Raw genomic sequence first — 21,650 nt, 5'->3', positions numbered from 1 at the left:
CGCTGATCCGCCTCGCACCTCTCAACCTGTCTCCTGACGCGCGCCCGTCCCGTACTCGGGCCGGCCCGCCGGGGACCGGGCCCCCCCTGCGCCGAGACGGCGTAGGTCACCGCAGGGAAGGACCTGTACGTGAGTGAAACCACCGACCTCGGCGTGACCGGCGCGCCCGATGCCGCCGCCTCCGCCGAGGGCACTGCCGCTTCTGGGCCGGCGGGCCGCCCCCGTCGCCGCGGCAACGGGCTGTCGGGCATGCTGCTGCCCGAGCTGCAGCGCCTGGCCGGCGAGCTGGGCATCTCCGGCACCGGCCGGATGCGCAAGAGCGACCTGGTCGCCGCCATCTCCGCCCGCCAGGTGGGCGGAGATTCCTCGGTCGACGCACCCGCGCCCCGCACGGAGAGCGCGACCACCGACGGGGCCGACGCCGCCCGCGGTGTCGCCGCGACCGCCGCCCCCCTCGAGGCCCCGGTCAGCGGCGGCGGGAACGGCGGCCCGCTGACCGGCGAGGCGACGTCCGCGCCGGCCCGCACTCGTCGTGCCGCCAGCCGTCCGGCCGGATCGCCCGGCACCGCGACGGAGGCCCCCGCGGCCGATGCCGCACCGGCGGAGGCGCCGGCCACCACCACCGAGCCCCGCGACGACGAGCAGCGCGACGGCGACCGGCCGCAGCGCAACCGCGACCGCACCCGCACGGAGCGCGGGGACGCCCGGGAGAGCGACGACCGGAACGCCGGCCGTGACGGCGGGGACCGCAACGAGCGGGCCAACCGCGACGGTGGCGACCGCAACGAGCGGGCCAACCGCGACGGCGGGGACCGCAATGGGCGGGCCAACCGCGACGGCGGGGACCGCAACGAGCGGGCCAACCGCGACGGCGGGGACCGCAACGAGCGGAGCAACCGCGACGGTGGCGACCGCAACGAGCGGAACGCCGACCGCAGTGAGCGGAACGCCGACCGCGACGAGCGCAACGCCAACCGCGACGGTGCGAACCGGGACGGCAGCCGTGGCCCCGACCGCGACCGCAACGACCGGGGCGGGCGTCCGGACAACCGGAACGACAACCGCAACGACGGTGGTCGCGGTCCCGCGTCCACCGATGAGGACGACGACGACTTCGAGGGCGGCCGCGGCCGTCGCGGGCGCCGGTACCGCGACCGCAACAAGCGCGGCACCGGCCGGGACCGCTTCGAGCAGGGCGAGCCGACCGTCAGCGAGGACGACGTCCTCCTGCCCGTCGCCGGCATCCTCGACGTGCTGGACAACTACGCGTTCGTCCGCACCTCGGGCTACCTGACCGGGCCGAACGACGTCTACGTCTCGCTGTCGCAGGTCCGCCGCTACGGCCTGCGCCGCGGTGACGCCATCACCGGTGCCGTCCGGCAGCCCCGGGAGGGGGAGCGCAAGGACAAGTACAACGCGCTCGTCCGGCTCGACTCGGTCAACGGTCTGGACCCCGAGCAGGCCCGCAACCGGCCGGAGTTCACCAAGCTCACGCCGCTCTACCCGCAGGACCGGCTGCGGCTGGAGACCGAGCCGCACCTGCTCACCACCCGGGTGATCGACCTCGTCATGCCGATCGGCAAGGGGCAGCGCGCGCTGATCGTGTCGCCGCCGAAGGCCGGCAAGACGATGGTGCTGCAGTCGCTGGCCAACGCCATCACGACGAACAACCCCGAGTGCCACCTGATGGTCGTCCTGGTCGACGAGCGTCCGGAAGAGGTCACCGACATGCAGCGCTCGGTGAAGGGCGAGGTCATCGCCTCGACCTTCGACCGGCCGCCGGCCGACCACACCACGGTCGCCGAGCTCTCCATCGAGCGGGCCAAGCGCCTGGTCGAGATGGGCCACGACGTGGTCGTCCTGCTGGACTCGATCACCCGCCTGGGTCGCGCCTACAACCTGGCGGCCCCCGCCAGCGGGCGCATCCTCTCCGGCGGGGTGGACTCCACGGCGCTCTACCCGCCCAAGCGCTTCCTCGGCGCGGCCCGCAACATCGAGAACGGCGGATCGCTCACGATCATCGCCTCGGCGCTGGTCGAGACCGGCTCCACGATGGACACGGTCATCTTCGAGGAGTTCAAGGGCACCGGGAACGCCGAGATCAAGCTCGACCGCCGGCTGGCGGACAAGCGGGTCTTCCCGGCGGTCGACGTCAACGCGTCGGGCACGCGCAAGGAGGAGATCCTCATGTCGCCCGACGAGCTGGCCATCGTCATCAAGCTGCGCCGGGTGCTCGCCGCCCTGGAGCCCCAGCAGGCGCTGGAACTGCTGCTCGACAAGCTGAAGAAGACCCGCAACAACGTCGAATTCCTCATGCAGATCCAGAAGACGACGCTCGGGCCCGGCGGGGAGTGAGCGGTACCGCCCGCCGGCGGGGCACGGCGATCAGGGATACTGGTCGACCGAGCCCCCGCCGTCGGCGCGGAATACCTCCCGCTGGCCGGCGTTCCACCTCGTGAACCGCCCAGACTTCTCGGAAGAGGCAATCGGCATGAAGCCCGACATCCACCCCACGTACCACGAGACCACCGTGACCTGTGGTTGCGGGAACACCTTCACCACGCGCAGCACGGCGCCCAGCGGTCAGCTGACCGTCGAGGTCTGCTCGGCCTGCCACCCCTTCTACACCGGTAAGCAGAAGATCCTCGACACCGGTGGCCGGGTGGCCCGCTTCGAGAAGCGCTTCGGCAAGCGCAACGTCGGCGCAGCGGCGACCGACGCCCAGTAGCACCCCTGACGGCGCCCGTTCCCACCTCGGTGGGGCGGGCGCCGTCGTCATGTCCGGACCCGACGCGAGCCCGAGAGGCACCATCCCGATGAGCAGCACCGAGACGTCGGCGCCCGACCGGCTGGCCGGGCTGCTCGCCGAGCACGCCCGCCTGGAGCAGGAGCTGGCCGACCCGGCGGTGCACGCCGACCAGGCGCGGGCCCGCCGCATGGGCCGGCGTTACGCGCAGCTGGCGCCGCTGGTGGAGACCGCGCGCGCGCTGGACGAGGCGCGGGACGACCTGAGCGCCGCGCGGGAGCTCGGGGCGGAGGACGCGTCCTTCGCCGCGGAGGCCACCGCCCTCGAGCAGCGGATCGCCGAGCTCACCGACCGCCTGCGCGAGCAGCTGCTGCCCAAGGACCCCGACGACGACAAGGACGTCATCCTCGAGATCAAGGCGGGGGAGGGCGGCGCCGAGTCGGCGCTGTTCGCCGGAGACCTGCTGCGCATGTACCTGCGCTACGCCGAGCGCCGCGGCTGGGCCACCGAGGTGCTCGACGCCGTGGACGCGGAGCTGGGCGGCTACAAGGACGTCGCGGTCGCGATCAAGTCCCGTACGGACGAGGGCATCTGGTCCCGGCTGAAGTTCGAGGGCGGCGTGCACCGCGTCCAGCGGGTGCCCGCCACCGAGAGCCAGGGCCGCATCCACACCTCCGCGGCCGGCGTCCTGGTGCTGCCGGAGGCCGAGGAGATCGACGTGAGGATCGACCCGAACGACCTGCGCATCGACGTCTTCCGCTCGTCGGGTCCCGGTGGGCAGAGCGTCAACACCACCGACTCCGCCGTCCGCATCACGCACCTGCCCAGCGGCATCGTGGTCAGCTCGCAGAACGAGAAGAGCCAGCTGCAGAACCGGGAGTCGGCGTTGCGGGTACTGCGCGCGCGGCTGCTGGCCGCCGCCCGCGAGGAGGCCGCCGCGACGGCGAGCGACCAGCGGCGCAGCCAGGTCCGCACCGTCGACCGCAGCGAGCGGGTGCGCACCTACAACTACCCGGAGAACCGGATCTCCGACCACCGCGTCGGCTACAAGTCCCACAACCTCGACCAGGTGCTCGACGGCGACCTCGACGGCGTCATCGACGCGCTGGTCAGCGCGCACACCGCCGAGCTGCTGGCGGCCGGCTCCTGAGCGCCCGGGCCCTGCTGGCCGCGGCGGCCCGCCGCCTCGCCGAGGCAGGTGTGGAGTCGCCCCGGGTGGACGCCGAACTGCTGCTCGCCCACGTGCTCGGCGTCCCGCGCACCCGGCTGCTCACCCTCGACGACGTCGACGACGGGGCGGCCGACCGGTTCGAGACCCTGCTCGGGCAGCGGGCCGACCGGGTGCCGCTGCAGCACCTCACCGGCCGGGCGCCGTTCCGCTACCTCGAACTGGCGGTGGGGCCGGGCGTCTTCGTGCCACGGCCGGAGACCGAGCAGCTGGTGGGCTGGGCCCTGGAGCAACTGGCCGGCACGCCCGAGCCGGTGGTGGTCGACCTCGGATCGGGCTCGGGTGCCATCGCGCTGTCGATCGCCCGCGAGCACCCCGGGGCCCGGGTGACGGCGGTCGAGCGGGACCCCGGCGCGATCGAGTGGACGCGGCACAACGCGCGCGCCCGCGCGGCGGCGGGGGACCCCCCTGTGGAGGTCCTCGCCGGTGACATGACCGATCCACAGCTGCTGCGCGAGCTCGACGGCGGGGTCGACCTGGTCGTGAGCAACCCGCCCTACGTGCCCGACGGTGCGCGGGTGCCGCGGGAGGTCGCCGACCACGACCCGCCGCTGGCGTTGTGGGGCGGCCCCGACGGCCTCGACGTCGTCCGCGGGCTGCTGGACACCGCCGCCCGTCTGCTCCGGCCCGGCGGTGGGCTGGGCATCGAGCACGCCGACCAGCAGGGCGGATCGCTGCCGGCGCTGGTGCGCGTGCACGGCGGTTTCGCCGACGTGGACGACCACCCGGACCTCGCCGGCCGGCCCCGGTACACCACCGCTCGTCGCGCCGGCTGAGGTCTGCGGAACACTGCTGCTCCGTGGCCGAGTTCTACGACTGCTCCGATCCCGAGACCCGCGCGGCCGGCCTGCACGCCGCCGCGGAGGCGATCACCCGCGGCGAGCTGGTGCTGCTGCCGACCGACACCGTCTACGGCGTCGCCGCCGACGCGTTCAGCCCTGCCGCCGTCGCCCGTCTGCTCGCCGCCAAGAACCGGGGCCGGGCCATGCCCGTGCCGGTGCTGATCGGCGAGGCGTCGACGCTGGCCGGGCTGGTGCTGCAGATGCCGGAGGTCGCCACCCGGCTCGCCCAGAAGTTCTGGCCCGGAGGGCTCACGCTGGTGCTGGAGCACGCGCCGTCCCTGGCCTGGGACCTCGGTGACGCCGAGGGAACGGTGGCCGTCCGGCTGCCCGGCGACGAGCTGACCCGGGACCTGCTCCGCCGCACCGGACCCCTGGCGGTGTCCAGCGCCAACCGGTCCGGCCGGCCGGCGGCCACCTCGGCGCAGCAGGCCGACATGCAGCTCGGCGCACATGCGGCGGTCGTGCTCGACGACGGGCCGCGGACGAACTCGGCGGCGAGCACGATCGTGGACTGCACCGGTCCCGCTCCGCGGGTGCTGCGTGTCGGGGCGATCCCCGTGGAGCGCCTGCGCGAGGTCGTCCCGGAGGTCACGGACTGACCCCCGCCGGGGCGGGCCGAGGGTCGTCGACGAGGGCCCGACCGCAGCAGGCAGGGGGCAGGGCACCGACGACGTGGGCCCGGAGAGTCCCGGCGAGGAGCGTGCGGACGCGCTCCGCGCAGCCGGGGGGCGGCATGTGGCCGCGGTGCAGTCCGGAGGACTGCCTCGTCCCAGTGTCATAGTTAGACGACCGCCGCGCCGCCCGAGCCCGGGCATCGCGGGCGCCCGCACCGACTTCTGGAGTGCGCCTGAGATGAGCACCCCCTACTGGGGCCCGGACTTCGACGCCCTGGCCGCCTTCGACCCCGACATCGCCGACGTGGTCACCGGTGAGCTGGACCGGCTGCGCGGAGGGCTGCAGCTGATCGCCAGCGAGAACTTCACCAGCCCCGCCGTCCTGGCCGCCCTCGGCAGCACCCTGTCGAACAAGTACGCCGAGGGCTACCCCGGCCGGCGCTACTACGGCGGGTGCGAGGTCGTCGACCGCGCCGAGGAGATCGGCATCGAGCGCGCCAAGGAGCTGTTCGGCGCCGAGCACGCCAACCTGCAGCCGCACTCGGGGGCCAACGCCAACCTCGCCGCCTACGGCGCCTTCCTCAAGCCGGGGGACACGTTCCTCGGCATGGCGCTCCCGCACGGCGGCCACCTGACCCACGGCACGAAGGTCAGCTTCAGCGGCAAGTGGTTCAACGCCGTGCAGTACGGCGTGGACGCTGGTACCGAGCACATCGACTACGACCAGGTGCGCGACCTGGCCCGCGAACACCGGCCGAAGCTCATCGTCGCCGGCGGATCGGCGATCCCGCGGCTGATCGACTTCGCCGCCTTCCGGGAGATCGCCGACGAGATCGGCGCGATCTTCATGGTCGACGCGGCGCACTTCATCGGCCTGGTCGCCGGCAAGGCGATCCCCAGCCCGGTGCCCTACGCCGACGTGGTCACCTTCACCACCCACAAGGTGCTGCGCGGCCCGCGCGGTGGCGCGATCGTCTGCAAGGCCGAGCACGCCAAGGCGATCGACAAGGCGGCCTTCCCGATGATGCAGGGCGGCCCGCTCATGCACGCCGTCGCCGCCAAGGCGGTCAACTTCAGGGAGTGCCTGCAGCCGGGATACCAGGCCTACGCCCGTCAGGTCATCGCCAACGCGCAGGCGCTCACCGAGGGCCTCGCGGCCGAGGGACTCCGGCCCGTCGCCGGCGGCACCGACACGCACCTGGCGCTGCTGGACCTGCAGCAGACCGGGGTGACGGGTGCCGACGCCGAGAAGCGCTGCGACGCCGCCGGCATCGTCCTCAACAAGAACGCGATCCCGTTCGACCCGCAGCCGGCATCGGTCGCCTCCGGCATCCGCGTCGGCAGCCCGGCCGTCACCACGCAGGGGATGGTCGAGTCGGACATGAAGTCGATCGCCTCGCTGATCGGCACCGCCATCCGCGACGCCGACGGCAGCCGCACGGCCGAGGTCGCCGCGGGCGTGCGCGAGCTGGTCGGTGCCCACCCCGCGTACCCCGAGCCGGCGAAGACCGTCTGAGCCGTGCGCGAGTACGTCGTCGTCCTCCTCACCGCTGCGCTGGTCACCTTCCTGGCCACGCCGGTGGTGCGGATGATGGCGATCCGGCTCCGCATGATGGCCGCCCCGCGGGAGCGTGACGTGCACGTCATCCCGACCCCGCGGGGCGGCGGCGTGGCCATGTACCTCGGCGTGGTGGCCGCGGTCCTCGTGGCCTCGCGACTGCCGGCGCTGCAGCGGACGTTCGACGACACCCAGGTCTACGCGGTTCTCGTCGCCGGTGGGCTGATCTGCCTGCTGGGGGTGCTGGACGACAAGTGGGGCCTGGACGCCCTGACGAAACTCACCGGGCAGATCGCCGCGGCCGGCGTCATGGTGCTGCTCGGCGTCCAGCTGGCGTTCCTGTTCCTCCCGTTCGCCGACATCGGCACGGTGTCCCTGGGCCCGGACGTCGGCGTGCCGTTGACCATCCTGCTGACGGTCTCCGCGGTCAACGCGCTGAACTTCATCGACGGGCTCGACGGCCTGGCCGCCGGGGTCTCCGCGATCGCCGCGCTGGCGTTCTTCGCCTACAGCTACAACCTCGGCCAGATGCGGTACGAGGAGGCAGCGAGCGCGCCGACCCTGGTCACCGCGGTGCTGGCCGGCGTCTGCCTGGGCTTCCTCCCGCACAACTTCAGCCCGGCCCGCATCTTCATGGGCGACTCGGGGTCGATGCTGGTCGGCCTGATGCTCTCCGCGGCCGCGGTCACCGCCACCGGGGGAGTGGACGCGCAGACGTTCGGCTCGGCGGCCAGCCTGCTGCCGCTGACCCTGCCGCTGCTCGTGCCGATCGCGATCCTCTTCATCCCGTTCACCGACCTGGTGCTGGCCGTGGTGCGGCGCACCCGCAAGGGCCGGTCACCGTTCTCCCCCGACAAGATGCACCTGCACCACCGGCTGCTGTCGATCGGGCACTCGCACACGCGCGCGGTCCTGGTCATGTACTTCTGGGCCGCGCTGCTGTCCTTCGGCGCGGTCGGGTTGTCGATCACCGGCGGGCGGGTCGAGCTGCTCGTGGCCATCGCCGTCCTGCTGGTCGTCGGCGTGGTCGTCGTCCTGAGCCCCCGTGCGCGCCGGGCCGCCCGCGAGGCCCGTGCCGCCGAGCTGGAGGCCCAGCGCCGCCGGAGCCGCGCCGACCACCCCACGGCGCGCAGGGTGGCGCCTCCGGCGACCGCTCCAGGTGCCGGTCCCATCACCCGTCCCGCCGCTCGCGCGGGAGGATCTCCGAGGCCCCGATGACCCGTACCCCTGTCCACGACACCCCGTGGGACGTCTCGTTCCTCCGGCCGGCCGCGCTCGTCACCGCGGGGTTGGCGGCCGCCGTCGCGCCGGTTGCCGGCCTCCTCGGAGGCTGGCCGACGGCCTGGGGCGTCCTCGTCGGCGCCGTGGTCGTGACGACGTTCTTCGTGGTGTCCGGCGCCGTGGTGGCGTGGGCCGGACGGATCGGGGACACGCTGACGCTCCCCGTCGCCCTGCTGGTCTTCGGTGTCAAGGCGATGGTCCTCTTCGCCGTGCTCGGTGCCCTGCCCGAGGACGGTTGGCTGGACCGGCGGGCCCTGGCGTGGACCGTCGTCGCCGGTGCTCTGCTGTGGAGCGCCGTGCAGCTGCGATGGGTGTGGACCCGGCAGATCTACTACGTGCCTCCTCCGGAGCCCCGGCCGACCGGCCGGGTGTCGCCCGGACGGGCGGACCCGGGAGGCGCCGCAACGGGCGGCTGATAGGGTCCGCACCGATGGCCGATGACTCCTCCAAGCGCGGGGGTGCCCGACCACGCCCAGCACGACCGGTCCGTCAGCCCAGCGGGGCTGACATGGGCTGGGGCGTCACCGGGACGATTCTCTCCGGGATGGCCGTGTGGGGCGGAGTCGGGTGGCTGCTCGACCAGTGGGCGGACACACGTCTGTTCTTCCCGGTCGGCGTCATCCTCGGCGTAGCAGTGGCCATCTACGTGGTGGTCGTCAAGTACGGCACCGTGACCCCTCCACCGGGTGAGCGGCAGACCAGCAGGACCTCGGGCGGAGGACAGGGCCGGCCCAGGACGCAGAAGGGACAACGGTGACCTCAGGCGCCCTCGAGCGCGGTGGCGTGCTCGCTGTCGAGAGCGATCCCGGCGGCGGTTTCACGCCTCCGGGTCTCGGAGAGTTCTTCCCCGAGGAGCTGTTCGGCTTCACATTGCTGGGCATCGAGTTCAGCTTCGACCGGATCATCCTGGCGATGTGGCTGGCGACGGCCGCCGTCGCGGTCTTCCTCGTCATGGCCTCGCGGAACGCCAAGGTCGTGCCCGGGCGGCTGCAGTACCTGGGCGAGAGCGGCTACTCGCTGGTGCGGGACGGGATCGCTCGCGACGTCGTCGGGGTCAAGGGTCTGCCCTTCGCCCCGTTCCTGGCCTCGCTCTTCTTCTTCATCCTCGCGAACAACCTCCTCGCCATCATCCCGGGCATCCAGATCTCCCCGATGGCGCGTTTCGCCTTCCCGCTCGTGCTGGCGCTCATCTGCTGGGTCGTCTACATCGGGGTCGGGATCCGCGAGCAGGGAGCCTGGCCGTACTTCCGCGACATCCTCTTCCTGCCCGGCGTGCCCAAGGCGGCGTACATCCTGGTGACGCCGCTGGAGATCCTGCAGAACTTCATCGTCCGGCCGTTCACCCTGGCGGTGCGACTCTTCGCCAACATGTTCGCCGGCCACATGCTGCTGGTCACCTTCGCGCTCGGCGCGACATATTTGTTCACGGTCGGCAACTTCTCCGCCGTCTTCGGCCCGCTCTCGGCGCTGATGGCGATCGTGATGACCTTCTTCGAGTTGCTGGTCATCTTCCTGCAGGCCTACGTCTTCACGATGCTGATGGGCACCTACCTGAACGGTTCGGTCGAGGCCCAGCACTGATCAGTGTCGTGGTGGCCGGATCCACCGGCCGTCCGCAAGCGCACCACCCGCCAGCCGCCCGGCGTCCGCCGGGCGACGACAGAGGAGGAACACCCCACATGGATCTTCTGGCAGAGGTCTCCGGCAGTATCGGTTCGGTCGGCTACGGCATCGCCACCATCGGCCCGGGGATCGGTGTCGGCCTGGTCTGGGCCGCCTACATCCAGGCGACGGCCCGTCAGCCCGAGTCGGCCGGCCTGACCCGCACCTATGCGTTCCTCGGCTTCGCACTCGCCGAGGCGCTGGCCCTCATCGGCTTCGTCGCCCCTCTCGTCTACGGCACCTGATCCGGTAGCCGAGCACGGGTACCGACTCCAGACGGGACAGTGAGACCATGAGCACCCTGGCTGCGGAGAGCCCCAATCCGCTCCTTCCGCCGGTCGGCGAGATCATCATCGGCTTGATCGCATTCGCGGTTCTGCTGTACGTGGTGGTCAAGTTCGTCGCGCCGCAGTTCGAGCAAGCGTTCCAGGCACGTCGGGAAGCGATCGAGGGCGGGATCGAGCGCGCCGAGGCCATGCAGGCCGAGGCCAAGGCATCGCTGGAGCAGTACCGCGCCCAGCTCGCCGAGGCCCGTACCGAGGCCGCCCAGATCCGGGACCAGGCCCGTGCCGAGGGCCAGCAGATCCTCGAGGAGCTGCGGGTCCAGGCGCAGGAGGAGTCGGCGCGGATCGTCGCCCGCGGCGAGGAGCAGATCGCTGCCTCCCGCCTGCAGGTGGTCAACGAGCTGCGCGGCCAGATCGGCGCGCTCGCCGTCGAGCTCGCCGGTCGCGTCGTGGGCGAGTCGCTCGCCGACGAGGCGCGCCGCCAGGGCACCGTCGACCGGTTCCTCGACCAGCTCGACGGCATGTCCGCCGGCACTCCCGACGGCCGGGGCGGCAGCACCGTCGCCGGGGGCACCCGCTGATGGATGCGTCGAGCCGCGCGGCGCTCGTCGTCGCCCGGGAGCGGCTGGAGGAGCTGACCCGCGATCCCTCGGGGCTCCTGGAGAAGGCCAAGGACCGGCTCACCGGTCAGGCGCGAGCCACCGAGTCCGGCGAGCAGCTCGCGCTGGCCGAGGAGCTGTTCGCGGTGGCGCGGCTGCTGGAAGCCCAGCCGTCGCTGCGCCGGGCGCTGTCCGACCCCTCGGGCAAGCCGGAGGAGCGGGCGGCCCTGGCGCAGCGGCTGTTCGGGGAGCGCCTGTCCCCGGTCGCCCTCGACCTGGTCCAGGTGAGCGTCCGGCAGCGCTGGTCGCGGCCGCTCGACCTGGTCGAGGCAGCCATGACGCTGGCCACCGAGGCGGCTCTCGACGCGGCGGACCTGCGGGGCGAGCTGGACGGCGTGGAGGACGAGCTCTTCCGCTTCGGCCGGATCGTCACCGGCGACCGCGAGCTGTCCCGGGTGCTCAGCGACCGCACCGCATCGGCGCAGGGCAAGACCGAGTTGCTGGACCGGCTGCTGTCGGGGCGGGTCAGCCCGGTCACCGAGCTGCTGCTCCGCAACGTCCTGACCGGCTCGCACGCCGGTACCGCGGGAGTCGCGATCGAGCGGCTCTCGGAGGTCGCCAGCCGTCGCCGCGGTCAGTCGGTGGCACGGGTGACGACCGCCGTGCCGCTCACCCCGTCCCAGGAGCAGCGGCTGGTCGACGTGCTCTCCCGCCTCTACAGGCGGACCATCGGGCTGCAGGTGACCGTCGACCCGGCGATCGTCGGGGGACTCGTCGTCCAGGTGGGCGACGAGGTCATCGACGGAAGCATCGCCCACCGGCTGGAAGCCGCCCGCCGGCAGCTCGCCGGCTGACCGCCCACCACCACAGATCACGACCCCGCAGGGAAGAGGACTCAGAGCCATGGCCGAGCTGACGATCTCCGCAGACGAGATCCGCAGTGCCATCCAGAACTACGTCACGGAGTACTCGCCCGACGTCTCCCGCGAAGAGGTCGGGATCGTCACCGAGGCCGGCGACGGCATCGCCCGGGTCGAGGGCCTGCCCTCGGTCATGACCAACGAGCTGCTCGAGTTCGAGAGCGGTGTCCGCGGTCTGGCGCTGAACCTCGACGTCCGTGAGGTCGGCGTGGTCATCCTGGGTGACTTCTCCGGGATCGAGGAGGGCCAGCAGGTCCGCCGCACCGGTGAGGTGCTCTCCGTCGCCGTCGGCGACGGCTACCTCGGCCGCGTGGTCGATCCGCTGGGCAACCCGATCGACGGTGCCGGCCCCATCGCGTCCACCGGTCGCCGCGCCCTGGAGCTCCAGGCCCCGACCGTGGTGCAGCGGCAGTCGGTGCACGAGCCGATGCAGACCGGCATCAAGGCCATCGACGCCATGACCCCGATCGGCCGTGGCCAGCGACAGCTGATCATCGGCGACCGGCAGACCGGCCGGACCGCGATCGCGATCGACACGATCATCAACCAGAAGCAGGCCTGGGCCACCGGTGACCCGACGCAGCAGGTGCGCTGCATCTACGTCGCCGTCGGCCAGAAGGGCTCGACGATCGCCGCGATCCGCGCGTCCCTCGAGGACGCCGGCGCGCTGGAGTACACGACGATCGTCGCTGCGCCGGCGTCGGAGTCCGCCGGCATGAAGTACATCTCCCCGTACACCGGCTCGGCCATCGGTCAGCACTGGATGTACGAGGGCAAGCACGTCCTGATCGTCTTCGACGACCTGTCCCGGCAGGCCGAGGCGTACCGCGCGGTGTCCCTCCTGCTGCGGCGGCCCCCGGGTCGCGAGGCCTACCCCGGCGACGTGTTCTACCTGCACTCCCGGCTGCTGGAGCGCTGCGCCAAGCTCTCCGACGAGCTCGGCGCGGGTTCGATGACAGGTCTGCCGATCGTTGAGACCAAGGGCAACGACGTGTCGGCGTACATCCCGACGAACGTCATCTCGATCACCGACGGGCAGATCTTCCTCGAGACCGGTCTGTTCAACTCGGGCGTCCGCCCGGCCATCAACGTCGGCATCTCGGTGTCCCGCGTCGGTGGCTCGGCGCAGATCAAGGCGATGAAGTCGGTCGCCGGCCGTCTGCGGCTGGACCTGGCCCAGTACCGTGAGCTGGAGGCCTTCGCGTCCTTCTCCTCCGACCTGGACGCCTCCAGCCGGGCCACGCTCGAGCGCGGCCAGCGTCTGGTCGAGCTGCTCAAGCAGGGGCAGTACTCGCCCTACCCGGTCGAGCGCGAGGTCGTCTCGCTGTGGCTGGGCACGACCGGAAAGCTCGACCGCGTGCCGGTCTCCGAGGTGCGCCGCTTCGAGTTGGAGTTCCTCGACTACGTCGGCCGCGGGGACAACGGCATCTTCGACACCATCCGGCAGTCGAAGAAGCTGGAGGACGACACCGTCGCCGCCCTGGAGCGGGCCGTCGAAGCCTTCTACGGCCAGTTCACGACCTCCGAGGGGGAGTCGCTGGTGGTCAACGAGCCCGAGGCCGAGGCGATGGACGCCTCGGAGCGGGGTCAGGAGCGCGTCCAGGTCAAGCGGGGTAGCTGACCCATGGCCGGTTCTCTCCGCGCGCTGCGGCGCCGCATCCGCTCCACGCAGTCGACGAAGAAGATCTTCTCGGCGCAGGAGCTGATCGCCGGTGCCCGCATCGTCCGCGCCCAGGCCCGGGTGGAGGCCTCCAAGCCCTACGCCCGGGAGATCACGCGGGTGCTCTCGGCGTTGGCCTCGTCGGCCTCGCTGGACCACCCGCTCCTGACCGAGCGGCAGAACCCGCAGCGGGCCGCGGTCCTGGTGATCACTTCCGACCGCGGGTTCGCCGGGTCGTACAACGTGAACGTGCTCCGGCGCACCGAGGAGCTGCTCTCCCTGCTCCGGCAGGAGGGCAAGGAGCCGCTGCTCTACGTGGTCGGCCGGAAGGGGGAGACCTACTACTCCTTCCGGAACCGCGAGACGACGGCGACCTTCACCGGCTTCTCCGAGCAGCCGAACTACACGGACGCGCAGGCGGTCGGCCGCGAGCTCATCGACGCCTTCACCGCGGGTGAGGACGACGACGAAGCGGGCGCCGGCGCCGACGGCGTCCTCGGGGTGGACGAGCTGCACATCGTCTACACCGAGTTCCGCTCCCTGCTCGCGCAGGTCCCGGTCGCCAAGCGGATGGCTCCGTTGGAGGTCGAGGAGGTCGACGAGTTCGACTACGAGCGGGAGGAGCGCGCGGCGGGTGGCACCGGCGACAGCGGCATCCCGACCTCGTACGAGTTCGAGCCCTCGGCCGAGGGGCTGCTCGACGCGCTGCTGCCGAAGTACATCACCACGCGCATCTACGCGGCGATGCTCGAGTCGGCGGCGTCGGAGTCGGCCTCACGCCGCCGGGCCATGAAGTCGGCCTCGGACAACGCCGAGGAGCTGGCGAAGAACCTGTCGCGGCAGGCGAACCAGGCACGCCAGGCGGAGATCACCCAGGAGATCAGCGAGATCGTCGGTGGCGCCGACGCACTGGTCTCGTCCGGCGCCAACGACTGACCCCACCGAACAGCAGACCCCCGAGCCCCAGGGCAGGAGAGCACTACAGATGACCGTCACCGAGGACCGTCCGACCACCCAGCACACCCAGGCCACCGGCCGGGTCGTGCGGGTCACCGGGCCGGTCGTCGACGTCGAGTTCCCGCGCGACGCGATGCCCGACCTGTTCAACGCCCTGAAGGTCGACGTCACCCTGGCCGACCTGAGCAAGACGCTGACCCTAGAGGTGGCCCAGCACCTGGGCCAGAACGTCGTGCGGACCATCTCCATGGCTCCGACCGACGGACTCGTCCGCAGCGCCGAGGTCACCGACACCGGTGGCCCGATCAGCGTGCCGGTCGGCGACGTGACCAAGGGCCACGTGTTCAACGCCCTGGGCGAGTGCCTGGACACCCCCGGCTACGCCGCGGATGCCCTGCACTGGTCGATCCACCGGCAGGCACCGCGGTTCGACCAGCTCGAGGGCCGCACCGAGCTGCTGGAGACCGGCATCAAGGTCATCGACCTGCTCACGCCCTATGTGGCGGGCGGGAAGATCGGCCTGTTCGGTGGTGCCGGGGTCGGCAAGACCGTGCTGATCCAGGAGATGATCCGCCGGGTCGCCCAGGAGTTCGGTGGTGTGTCGGTGTTCGCCGGGGTCGGCGAGCGCACCCGCGAGGGGAACGACCTGATCACGGAGATGACCGAGTCGGGAGTCATCGAGTCGACCGCCCTGGTGTTCGGCCAGATGGACGAGCCGCCGGGCACGCGACTGCGCGTGGCCCTGTCGGCCCTGACGATGGCCGAGTACTTCCGGGACGAGATGCACCAGGACGTGCTCCTCTTCATCGACAACATCTTCCGGTTCACCCAGGCCGGCTCGGAGGTGTCGACCCTGCTCGGTCGCATGCCCTCGGCCGTGGGCTACCAGCCCACGCTGGCCGACGAGATGGGCCAGCTCCAGGAGCGGATCACCTCGACGCGGGGGCGCTCGATCACCTCCCTGCAGGCGATCTACGTGCCCGCCGACGACATCACCGACCCGGCGCCGCACACCACGTTCGCCCACCTCGACGCGACGACCGTGCTCTCGCGGCCGATCTCGGAGAAGGGCATCTACCCGGCCGTGGACCCGCTGGACTCCACCAGCCGGATCCTGGACCCGCAGTACGTGGGCCAGGAGCACTACCAGATCGCGCAGACCGTGAAGCAGATCCTCCAGCGCTACCAGGAGCTGCAGGACATCATCGCGATCCTCGGCATCGACGAGCTCTCCGAGGAGGACAAGGTCACGGTCAACCGGGCCCGGCGCATCGAGCGCTTCCTCTCGCAGAACATGTTCGTGGCCGAGGCGTTCACCGGGCAGCCGGGCTCCTACGTACCGCTGTCGGAGACCCTCGAGGCCTTCAAGGCGCTCACCGAGGGCACCTACGACCACGTGCCGGAGCAGGCCTTCTTCATGTGCGGTGGCCTCGAGGACCTCGAGAAGAACGCGGAGAAGCTCAGGCGGGCCTGAGCCCACCCGCCACGGATCGGCGCGACGGCCGGGTCTCCCTGCGGGGAGGCCCGGCCATCGCCGTCTCCGCGACCCCGGGCGTCGCCCGGAGGGGTGATTCGCGGGTGGCGGGCTGCGGGGTGACCGCGGGGATGCCGACCACCTGCTCCGGGTGCCCTGCTGAACGGCTGCCGGCCCGTGAGGGGCGACGTGGAGCCGCACAGCACGGTGCGTGCGCCCGGGAGCCCGGATCCGGCGACTGGACGTGGCCGCCGTACGCGCCGGTCGACGCCCCGACCACGGCCTCCGCCACCGATCCCTGGGCCTCGCCCACCTGTGTCCGGCACCGCTGGGTGCGGGTGGACGGCCGAGCCCTTCTCTACCGCCGCGCGGTCCAGCGGCGGGCACGCCCCTCGGGACACCGCGCGACACGCCGCTAGAGTGGGCCCGTCCGTCGTCGGCCCGCCGGGCCGGCGTACCCGTACGCACCGCACCTCTCCGGCGGAGGGGTGGACTTCGAGGAGTGTCGTGGCGACCCTGCAGGTCGAGTTGGTGGCCGTCGAGCGCAAGATCTGGTCCGGCGAGGCCACGCGCGTCATCGCCCGCACCACCGAGGGTGAGCTGGGTGTCCTCCCCGGTCACGCCCCGATGCTGGGCCAGCTGGCCGACGGCGGTGTCGTGACCATCCGCACGGAGTCCGGTGACGACATGGTGGTGGCCGCGCACGGCGGCTTCCTCTCGGTCACCGATCGCGGGGTGTCGATCCTCGCCGAGACGGCCGAGATCTCCTCCGAGATCGACGTCGAGCGCGCCCGTGAGGCGCTGCGCCGGGCCGAGAGCGAGGGGGACACCCCCGAGGCGCTGGCCGCGGCGCGCCGTGCGCAGTCGCGGCTGAGGGCGGCCGGCCAGGGCGACTGACCGCTGCCGGCGAGCGCCCAGGATGACCACGGCCCTGCTGGTCCTGCTCGGCGTCCTGCTGCTGCTGGTCGTCGTGGTCTTCCTGCTGCGCCGCCGGTTCCTGCTCTCCGGCCTCGGCGCGGTCACCATGTGGGCGCGCGCCGAGCGCTCACCCCGCTGGTCGGTGGGGGTCGCCTGGTACGGCGGCGACGCGCTGCTCTGGTACCGCGCGCTGTCGCTGTCGGTCCGCCCGCAGCACCGGCTGTGCCGGGCCGGCTTCCGGGTGCTGGCCCAGCGACCGGCCGGGCGCGACGACCTCGCACTGCCCGGCGACGTCGTCGTGCTCACCTGCAGCACGGCCGAGGGCCCGCGCGAGCTCGCCATGGAGCCCTCCACCCTGACCGGTTTCCTCTCCTGGGTGGAGTCGGCTCCGCCGGGGAGCTGAGGAGGAGGACCGCGCCGGGTGGGCTCAGTCGGAGCCGGCCCCCGTGGCCGCCTCGCGCTGGGCGTGGGCGCCGCTGTGCGCGCCGGGCTCCCAGAGGATGTCGCCGTCGGGGTTGGCCACGCGCCCCAGGATGAACAGCAGGTCCGACAGCCGGTTGAGGTACCGCGCGGTCTCCGCGTTGGTGCGCTCCGGCTCGGCCTCCAGCAGCGCCCACACGCTGCGCTCGGCGCGACGCACCACGACCCGCACCTGGTGGAGCAGGGCGGCCAGCGGGGTGCCGCCGGGCAGGATGAAGCTGTTGAGCTTGGGCAGCGCCTCGTTGTAGGTGTCGCAGGCCGCCTCGAGCCGCTCGGTGTAGGCGGCGGTCACCCGCAGCGGTGGGTACTGCGGGGCCGCCACGATCGGCGTGCAGAGATCGGCGCCGACGTCGAAGAGGTCGTTCTGGATGCTCTGCAGCAGGCCGGCGAGCGCCGGCTCGGCCGAGCCGAGCGCGAGCGCCACCCCGATGGCGCTGTTGGCCTCGTCGACGTCGGCGTAGGCCACCAGGCGCGGATCGGTCTTCGACACCCGGCTCATGTCGCCCAGGTGCGTCTGACCGGCGTCGCCGGTCTTGGTGTAGATGCGGGTGAGCCGGACGGTCATGCCCGCAGCCTATGCGGCGCCCGGCCCGGTGGCGCCGGTGCGCGGAGCGGGCGCCGTAGGGTGTTCCGGTGGAGTGCTTCGAGGTGACCGGGGGCGCGCGGCTCGCGGGCCGGGTCCGGGTCACCGGTGCCAAGAACAGTGCCCTGAAGCTCATGGCGGCGGCGCTGCTCGCCACGGGGCGCTCGACCATCGACGAGGTGCCCGACATCCTCGACGTCTCGATCATGAGCGAGGTGCTGCGCCGGCTCGGCTGCGACGTCTCCTACGAGCGCACGCCCGGGACCGGTGGCGGCCGGCTCACCATCGATGTCCCGGAGCAGCCCTCGACGGAGACCGACTACGATCTCGTCCGCCGCATGCGGGCCTCGATCAGCGTGCTGGGCCCGCTGGTCGCCCGCTGCGGCAGCGCCCGGGTGGCCCTGCCCGGCGGCGACGCCATCGGGTCCCGCGGGCTGGACATGCACATCTCGGGCCTCGAGCGGCTCGGCGCGACCATCGTCAGCGAGCACGGGTTCCTGGTGGCCACCGCGCCGCGCCTCACCGGCACCTCGATCTGGCTGGACTTCCCGTCGGTCGGGGCCACCGAGAACCTGGTCATGGCCGCGGTGCTGGCCGAGGGCACCACGGTGGTCGACAACGCCGCGCGGGAGCCGGAGATCGTCGACCTGTGCCGGATGCTCGGCGAGATGGGCGCGCGGATCGACGGCGCCGGTACCTCGACGATCACCGTGGAGGGCGTCGACGTCCTGCAGCCGGTGGAGTACTCGACCGTGCCCGACCGGATCGTCGCCGGCACCTGGGCCATCGGGGCGGTCATGACCCGGGGCGACGTCGTCGTCGAGCGCGCCGTGGCCGAGCACCTCACCGTGGCGCTGGACAAGCTGGTCGACGCCGGTGCCACCGTGGAGGCGCTGCCCGACGGGATCCGGGTGGCGATGGAGGACCGGCCGCGCTGCGTCGACGTCGTCACGCTGCCGTTCCCCGGCTTTCCGACCGACCTGCAGCCGATGGCCGTCGCCCTCGCCGCGGTGTCCACCGGGACGGCGCTGATCACCGAGAACGTGTTCGAGGGCCGGTTCATGTTCGTCAACGAGCTGGTGCGCCTGGGCGCCGACGTCCGCATCGACGGGCACCACGCCGTCGTCCGGGGCCGGGAGCGCTTCTCCAGCGCCCCGGTGCTGGCCACCGACATCCGGGCCGGTGCCGGGCTGGTCCTGGCCGGGTTGTGCTCCGACGGGGTCACCGAGGTGCAGGACGTGCACCACGTCGACCGCGGTTACCCCGACTTCGTCGACCAGCTGCGCGGCCTGGGAGCCGAGGTGACCCGCACCCAGCGGCCCGGCTGAGGCCCTCGGCCGGCGCTCAGCCGCCGAAGGAGGCGGCCAGCGCGCGGGCCCGGGCGGCGTCCTCCGGGAAGACCAGCACCTCGGCGCGGTGCGCACCCGGGAAGCGGACGGTGGAGCGGATGCCGGCGTCGGACAGCACCGCCCGCAGCGCCAGGGCCGACTCCCGGCGGCTGAGCGTGGCGACCCGGGTGAGCAGCCCGTCATTGCCGGCCGCGGCCGCGCCGCCCCCGCGGCCGAGCCCGCCGTCGCCGCCGCCGCCGAACGCCCAGCGCGCGAACAGCACCAGGAGCACGAGGACGACGACCGTGACGACGGGGCCGATCACGTAGTGCATGCTGCCCGCGTCCACCGGCATGGCGCCCTCCCGTCCGACCTGGTCGAGTGTGCCACCGCACACGCTCGTCGGGCGGGGCTGCTACCGATCGGTAACCGCCCTACACTCCGCCGGTATGCCGTTCCCGAACACGCCGGAGGAGCGCGACCGCCCCTGGGTCATGCGCACCTACGCCGGCCACTCCTCGCCGGCCGAGTCCAACGCCCTGTACCGCCGCAACCTGGCGAAGGGGCAGACCGGCCTCTCGGTCGCCTTCGACCTGCCCACGCAGACCGGCTACGACCCCGACGACGAGCTCGCCGTCGGTGAGGTCGGCAAGGTCGGGGTCCCGGTCACGCACATCGGGGACATGCGCGCTCTCTTCGACGGCATCCCGCTCGACGAGATGAACACGTCGATGACGATCAACGCCACCGCGATGTGGCTGCTCGCGCTCTACCAGGCGGTCGCCGAGGAGCACGGGCACGACGTCAGCAAGCTCGCGGGGACGACGCAGAACGACATCATCAAGGAGTACCTGTCGCGGGGCACCTACGTCTTCCCGCCGGCTCCGTCGATGCGGCTGATCACCGACATGGTCGCGTACACGGTGACGACCATGCCGAAGTGGAACCCGATCAACATCTGCAGCTACCACCTGCAGGAGGCCGGGGCGACGCCGGTGCAGGAGATCGCCTACGCGATGAGCACCGCGATCGCCGTCCTGGACTCGGTGCGCGACTCGGGCCAGGTCCCGCAGGAGCGCTTCGGCGAGGTCGTCGCCCGCATCTCCTTCTTCGTGAACGCGGGCGTCCGCTTCGTCGAGGAGATGTGCAAGATGCGGGCCTTCACCCAGCTCTGGGACGAGCTGACCAAGCAGCGCTACGGCGTCGAGGACCCCAAGCACCGCCGGTTCCGCTACGGCGTGCAGGTCAACTCCCTGGGCCTGACCGAGGCGCAGCCGGAGAACAACGTCCAGCGGATCGTGCTGGAGATGCTCGCCGTCACCCTGTCCAAGGACGCCCGCGCCCGCGCCGTGCAGCTGCCGGCGTGGAACGAGGCCCTCGGGCTGCCCCGTCCGTGGGACCAGCAGTGGTCGCTGCGGCTGCAGCAGGTGCTCGCCTACGAGACCGACCTGCTGGAGTACGAGGACCTGTTCACCGGCTCCGTCGTGGTGGAGAAGAAGGTCGCCGAGCTCGTCGAGGGCGCGCGCGGCGAGATCGCCCGCGTGCAGGAGATGGGCGGCGCCGTTCCGGCCGTCGAGTCCGGATACATGAAGGGGGAGCTGGTCGCCTCGCTGGCCGAGCGCCGGCGCCGGATGGAGAGCGGCGAGGACGTCGTCGTCGGGGTCAACAAGTTCGACACGACCGAGCCCAACCCGCTGACCGCCGACCTGGACACGGCGATCATGGTCGTGGACCCGGCCGTCGAGGCCGCCGCCCGGGAGGCCGTGCAGAGGTGGCGCGCCGAGCGGGAACCGGACCCGGTGCGGAAGGCCCTCGACGCGCTCCGCGAGGCGGCGTCCTCCGACTGCAACCTCATGCCCGCCACGCTCGACTGCGCCCGGGCCGGGGTGACGACGGGGGAGTGGGCCGGGGTGCTGCGCGAGGTGTTCGGCGAGTACCGGGCGCCCACGGGCGTGGCCGCGGCCGCCGGCGGCGGTGCGGCCGACGGAAACCTCACCGGCGTCCGCGAGCGGGTGCGGGCCACCGGCGAGGAGATCGGGGGCCGGCTGCGGTTCCTGGTGGGCAAACCGGGTCTGGACGGGCACTCCAACGGCGCCGAGCAGATCGCCGTGCGCGCCCGCGACGCGGGGTTCGAGGTCATCTACCAGGGCATCCGGCTGACCCCGGAGCAGATCGTCTCGGCGGCCGTCGAGGAGGACGTGCACGTCGTCGGCCTGTCGGTGCTCTCCGGTTCGCACCTGCAGGTCGTGCCCGCGGTGCTGCGCGGGCTGCGGGAGGCCGGGCTCGACGACGTCCCGGTCGTCGTCGGCGGGATCATCCCGGAGAGCGACGCGCGGCGGCTGCGCGAGCAGGGCGTCGCCCGCGTCTTCACCCCCAAGGACTTCGGGCTCAACGACATCATGGGCCAGGTCGTCGACGTGGTCCGCGAGGCCAACGGCCTGCAGGAGTTGGTCCCCGCTCCGGCGTGATCGGGGAGGAGATCCGCGGGTGTCACGACCGCGGATCTCCTCTAGCGT

At 72.3% G+C, this 21,650-nt stretch carries 22 protein-coding genes; 20 read left to right on the top strand and 2 right to left on the bottom strand.

Features of this window, described 5'->3' with window-relative positions:
• Nucleotides 1-249: 249 nt before the first annotated feature.
• The 18 genes from rho (at nt 250) to ABC795_RS13455 (ending at nt 17,146) form a co-directional block, all read left to right on the top strand.
• A complete protein-coding gene (gene rho / locus ABC795_RS13540) occupies nt 250-2,355 on the top strand; it encodes a transcription termination factor Rho (protein ID WP_347060724.1) in 2,106 nt (701 codons plus the stop codon).
• A gap of 136 nt (nt 2,356-2,491) precedes the next feature.
• Nucleotides 2,492-2,728, top strand: coding sequence for a 50S ribosomal protein L31 (gene rpmE / locus ABC795_RS13535; protein ID WP_347057713.1), 237 nt, complete (start codon nt 2,492-2,494; stop codon nt 2,726-2,728).
• A gap of 88 nt (nt 2,729-2,816) precedes the next feature.
• A complete protein-coding gene (prfA, locus tag ABC795_RS13530; protein WP_347057712.1) occupies nt 2,817-3,896 on the top strand; it encodes a peptide chain release factor 1 in 1,080 nt (359 codons plus the stop codon).
• A complete protein-coding gene (gene prmC, locus ABC795_RS13525; RefSeq protein ID WP_347060723.1) occupies nt 3,893-4,750 on the top strand; it encodes a peptide chain release factor N(5)-glutamine methyltransferase in 858 nt (285 codons plus the stop codon). Before prfA ends, prmC begins: the two co-directional genes overlap by 4 nt.
• 23 nt (nt 4,751-4,773) lie before the next feature.
• Nucleotides 4,774-5,415 (top strand): L-threonylcarbamoyladenylate synthase, encoded by a 642-nt coding sequence (locus ABC795_RS13520; protein ID WP_347057711.1) that lies wholly within the window; start codon nt 4,774-4,776, stop codon nt 5,413-5,415.
• 253 nt (nt 5,416-5,668) lie between these two features.
• Nucleotides 5,669-6,946, top strand: coding sequence for a serine hydroxymethyltransferase (gene glyA / locus ABC795_RS13515; protein WP_347057710.1), 1,278 nt, complete (start codon nt 5,669-5,671; stop codon nt 6,944-6,946).
• Nucleotides 6,947-6,949: 3 nt separating this feature from the next.
• Nucleotides 6,950-8,206 carry an MraY family glycosyltransferase gene (locus tag ABC795_RS13510; RefSeq protein ID WP_347057709.1) on the top strand — a complete coding sequence of 419 codons (1,257 nt, stop codon included), beginning with the start codon at nt 6,950-6,952 and terminating at the stop codon, nt 8,204-8,206.
• The gene (locus tag ABC795_RS13505; protein WP_347057708.1) at nt 8,203-8,685 is read left to right on the top strand and encodes a hypothetical protein; all 483 of its coding nucleotides are present in this window, start codon (nt 8,203-8,205) and stop codon (nt 8,683-8,685) included. The genes ABC795_RS13510 and ABC795_RS13505 overlap by 4 nt, the downstream gene beginning before the upstream one ends.
• A gap of 92 nt (nt 8,686-8,777) precedes the next feature.
• On the top strand, nt 8,778-9,026 hold the full coding sequence (locus tag ABC795_RS13500) for a hypothetical protein (RefSeq protein WP_347057707.1): 249 nt from the start codon (nt 8,778-8,780) through the stop codon (nt 9,024-9,026).
• Nucleotides 9,023-9,850: a F0F1 ATP synthase subunit A gene (gene atpB / locus ABC795_RS13495; protein WP_347057706.1), complete on the top strand. Its 828-nt coding sequence runs from the start codon at nt 9,023-9,025 to the stop codon at nt 9,848-9,850. The genes ABC795_RS13500 and atpB overlap by 4 nt, the downstream gene beginning before the upstream one ends.
• 98 nt (nt 9,851-9,948) lie before the next feature.
• Nucleotides 9,949-10,176: an ATP synthase F0 subunit C gene (gene atpE / locus ABC795_RS13490; protein ID WP_347057705.1), complete on the top strand. Its 228-nt coding sequence runs from the start codon at nt 9,949-9,951 to the stop codon at nt 10,174-10,176.
• Between the two features lie 47 nt (nt 10,177-10,223).
• Nucleotides 10,224-10,796: a F0F1 ATP synthase subunit B gene (locus tag ABC795_RS13485; protein WP_347057704.1), complete on the top strand. Its 573-nt coding sequence runs from the start codon at nt 10,224-10,226 to the stop codon at nt 10,794-10,796.
• On the top strand, nt 10,796-11,668 hold the full coding sequence (locus ABC795_RS13480; protein ID WP_347057703.1) for a F0F1 ATP synthase subunit delta: 873 nt from the start codon (nt 10,796-10,798) through the stop codon (nt 11,666-11,668). Before ABC795_RS13485 ends, ABC795_RS13480 begins: the two co-directional genes overlap by 1 nt.
• 49 nt (nt 11,669-11,717) lie before the next feature.
• The gene (gene atpA, locus ABC795_RS13475; protein ID WP_347057702.1) at nt 11,718-13,355 is read left to right on the top strand and encodes a F0F1 ATP synthase subunit alpha; all 1,638 of its coding nucleotides are present in this window, start codon (nt 11,718-11,720) and stop codon (nt 13,353-13,355) included.
• Nucleotides 13,356-13,358: 3 nt separating this feature from the next.
• On the top strand, nt 13,359-14,330 hold the full coding sequence (locus ABC795_RS13470; protein WP_347057701.1) for a F0F1 ATP synthase subunit gamma: 972 nt from the start codon (nt 13,359-13,361) through the stop codon (nt 14,328-14,330).
• 49 nt (nt 14,331-14,379) lie between these two features.
• Nucleotides 14,380-15,825: a F0F1 ATP synthase subunit beta gene (gene atpD / locus ABC795_RS13465; RefSeq protein WP_347057700.1), complete on the top strand. Its 1,446-nt coding sequence runs from the start codon at nt 14,380-14,382 to the stop codon at nt 15,823-15,825.
• Nucleotides 15,826-16,332: 507 nt separating this feature from the next.
• Nucleotides 16,333-16,722 (top strand): F0F1 ATP synthase subunit epsilon, encoded by a 390-nt coding sequence (locus ABC795_RS13460; RefSeq protein ID WP_347057699.1) that lies wholly within the window; start codon nt 16,333-16,335, stop codon nt 16,720-16,722.
• 22 nt (nt 16,723-16,744) lie between these two features.
• Nucleotides 16,745-17,146, top strand: a complete 402-nt coding sequence (locus tag ABC795_RS13455) for a DUF2550 domain-containing protein (protein ID WP_347057698.1) — start codon at nt 16,745-16,747, stop codon at nt 17,144-17,146.
• Between the two features lie 24 nt (nt 17,147-17,170).
• Here the strand turns inward: ABC795_RS13455 and ABC795_RS13450 are convergent, their stop codons facing one another.
• Nucleotides 17,171-17,788, bottom strand: a complete 618-nt coding sequence (locus ABC795_RS13450; protein WP_347057697.1) for a cob(I)yrinic acid a,c-diamide adenosyltransferase — start codon at nt 17,786-17,788, stop codon at nt 17,171-17,173.
• Nucleotides 17,789-17,856: 68 nt separating this feature from the next.
• Here ABC795_RS13450 and murA point away from each other — a divergent pair, with 68 nt between their 5' ends.
• Nucleotides 17,857-19,134 (top strand): UDP-N-acetylglucosamine 1-carboxyvinyltransferase, encoded by a 1,278-nt coding sequence (gene murA, locus ABC795_RS13445; protein ID WP_347057696.1) that lies wholly within the window; start codon nt 17,857-17,859, stop codon nt 19,132-19,134.
• Between the two features lie 16 nt (nt 19,135-19,150).
• Here the strand turns inward: murA and ABC795_RS13440 are convergent, their stop codons facing one another.
• Entirely contained in the window at nt 19,151-19,489 is a 339-nt protein-coding gene (locus tag ABC795_RS13440) for a hypothetical protein (protein WP_347057695.1), read from the bottom strand.
• 94 nt (nt 19,490-19,583) lie between these two features.
• On the opposite strand from ABC795_RS13440, the gene ABC795_RS13435 reads away from it, so the two are divergent.
• On the top strand, nt 19,584-21,602 hold the full coding sequence (locus tag ABC795_RS13435; protein WP_347057694.1) for a protein meaA: 2,019 nt from the start codon (nt 19,584-19,586) through the stop codon (nt 21,600-21,602).
• The last annotated feature ends 48 nt before the right edge of the window (nt 21,603-21,650 follow it).

The sequence above is a fragment of the Blastococcus sp. HT6-30 genome (assembly GCF_039729015.1).
Taxonomy (GTDB): domain Bacteria; phylum Actinomycetota; class Actinomycetes; order Mycobacteriales; family Geodermatophilaceae; genus Blastococcus.
This window is presented reverse-complemented; position numbering and strand designations above follow the sequence as displayed.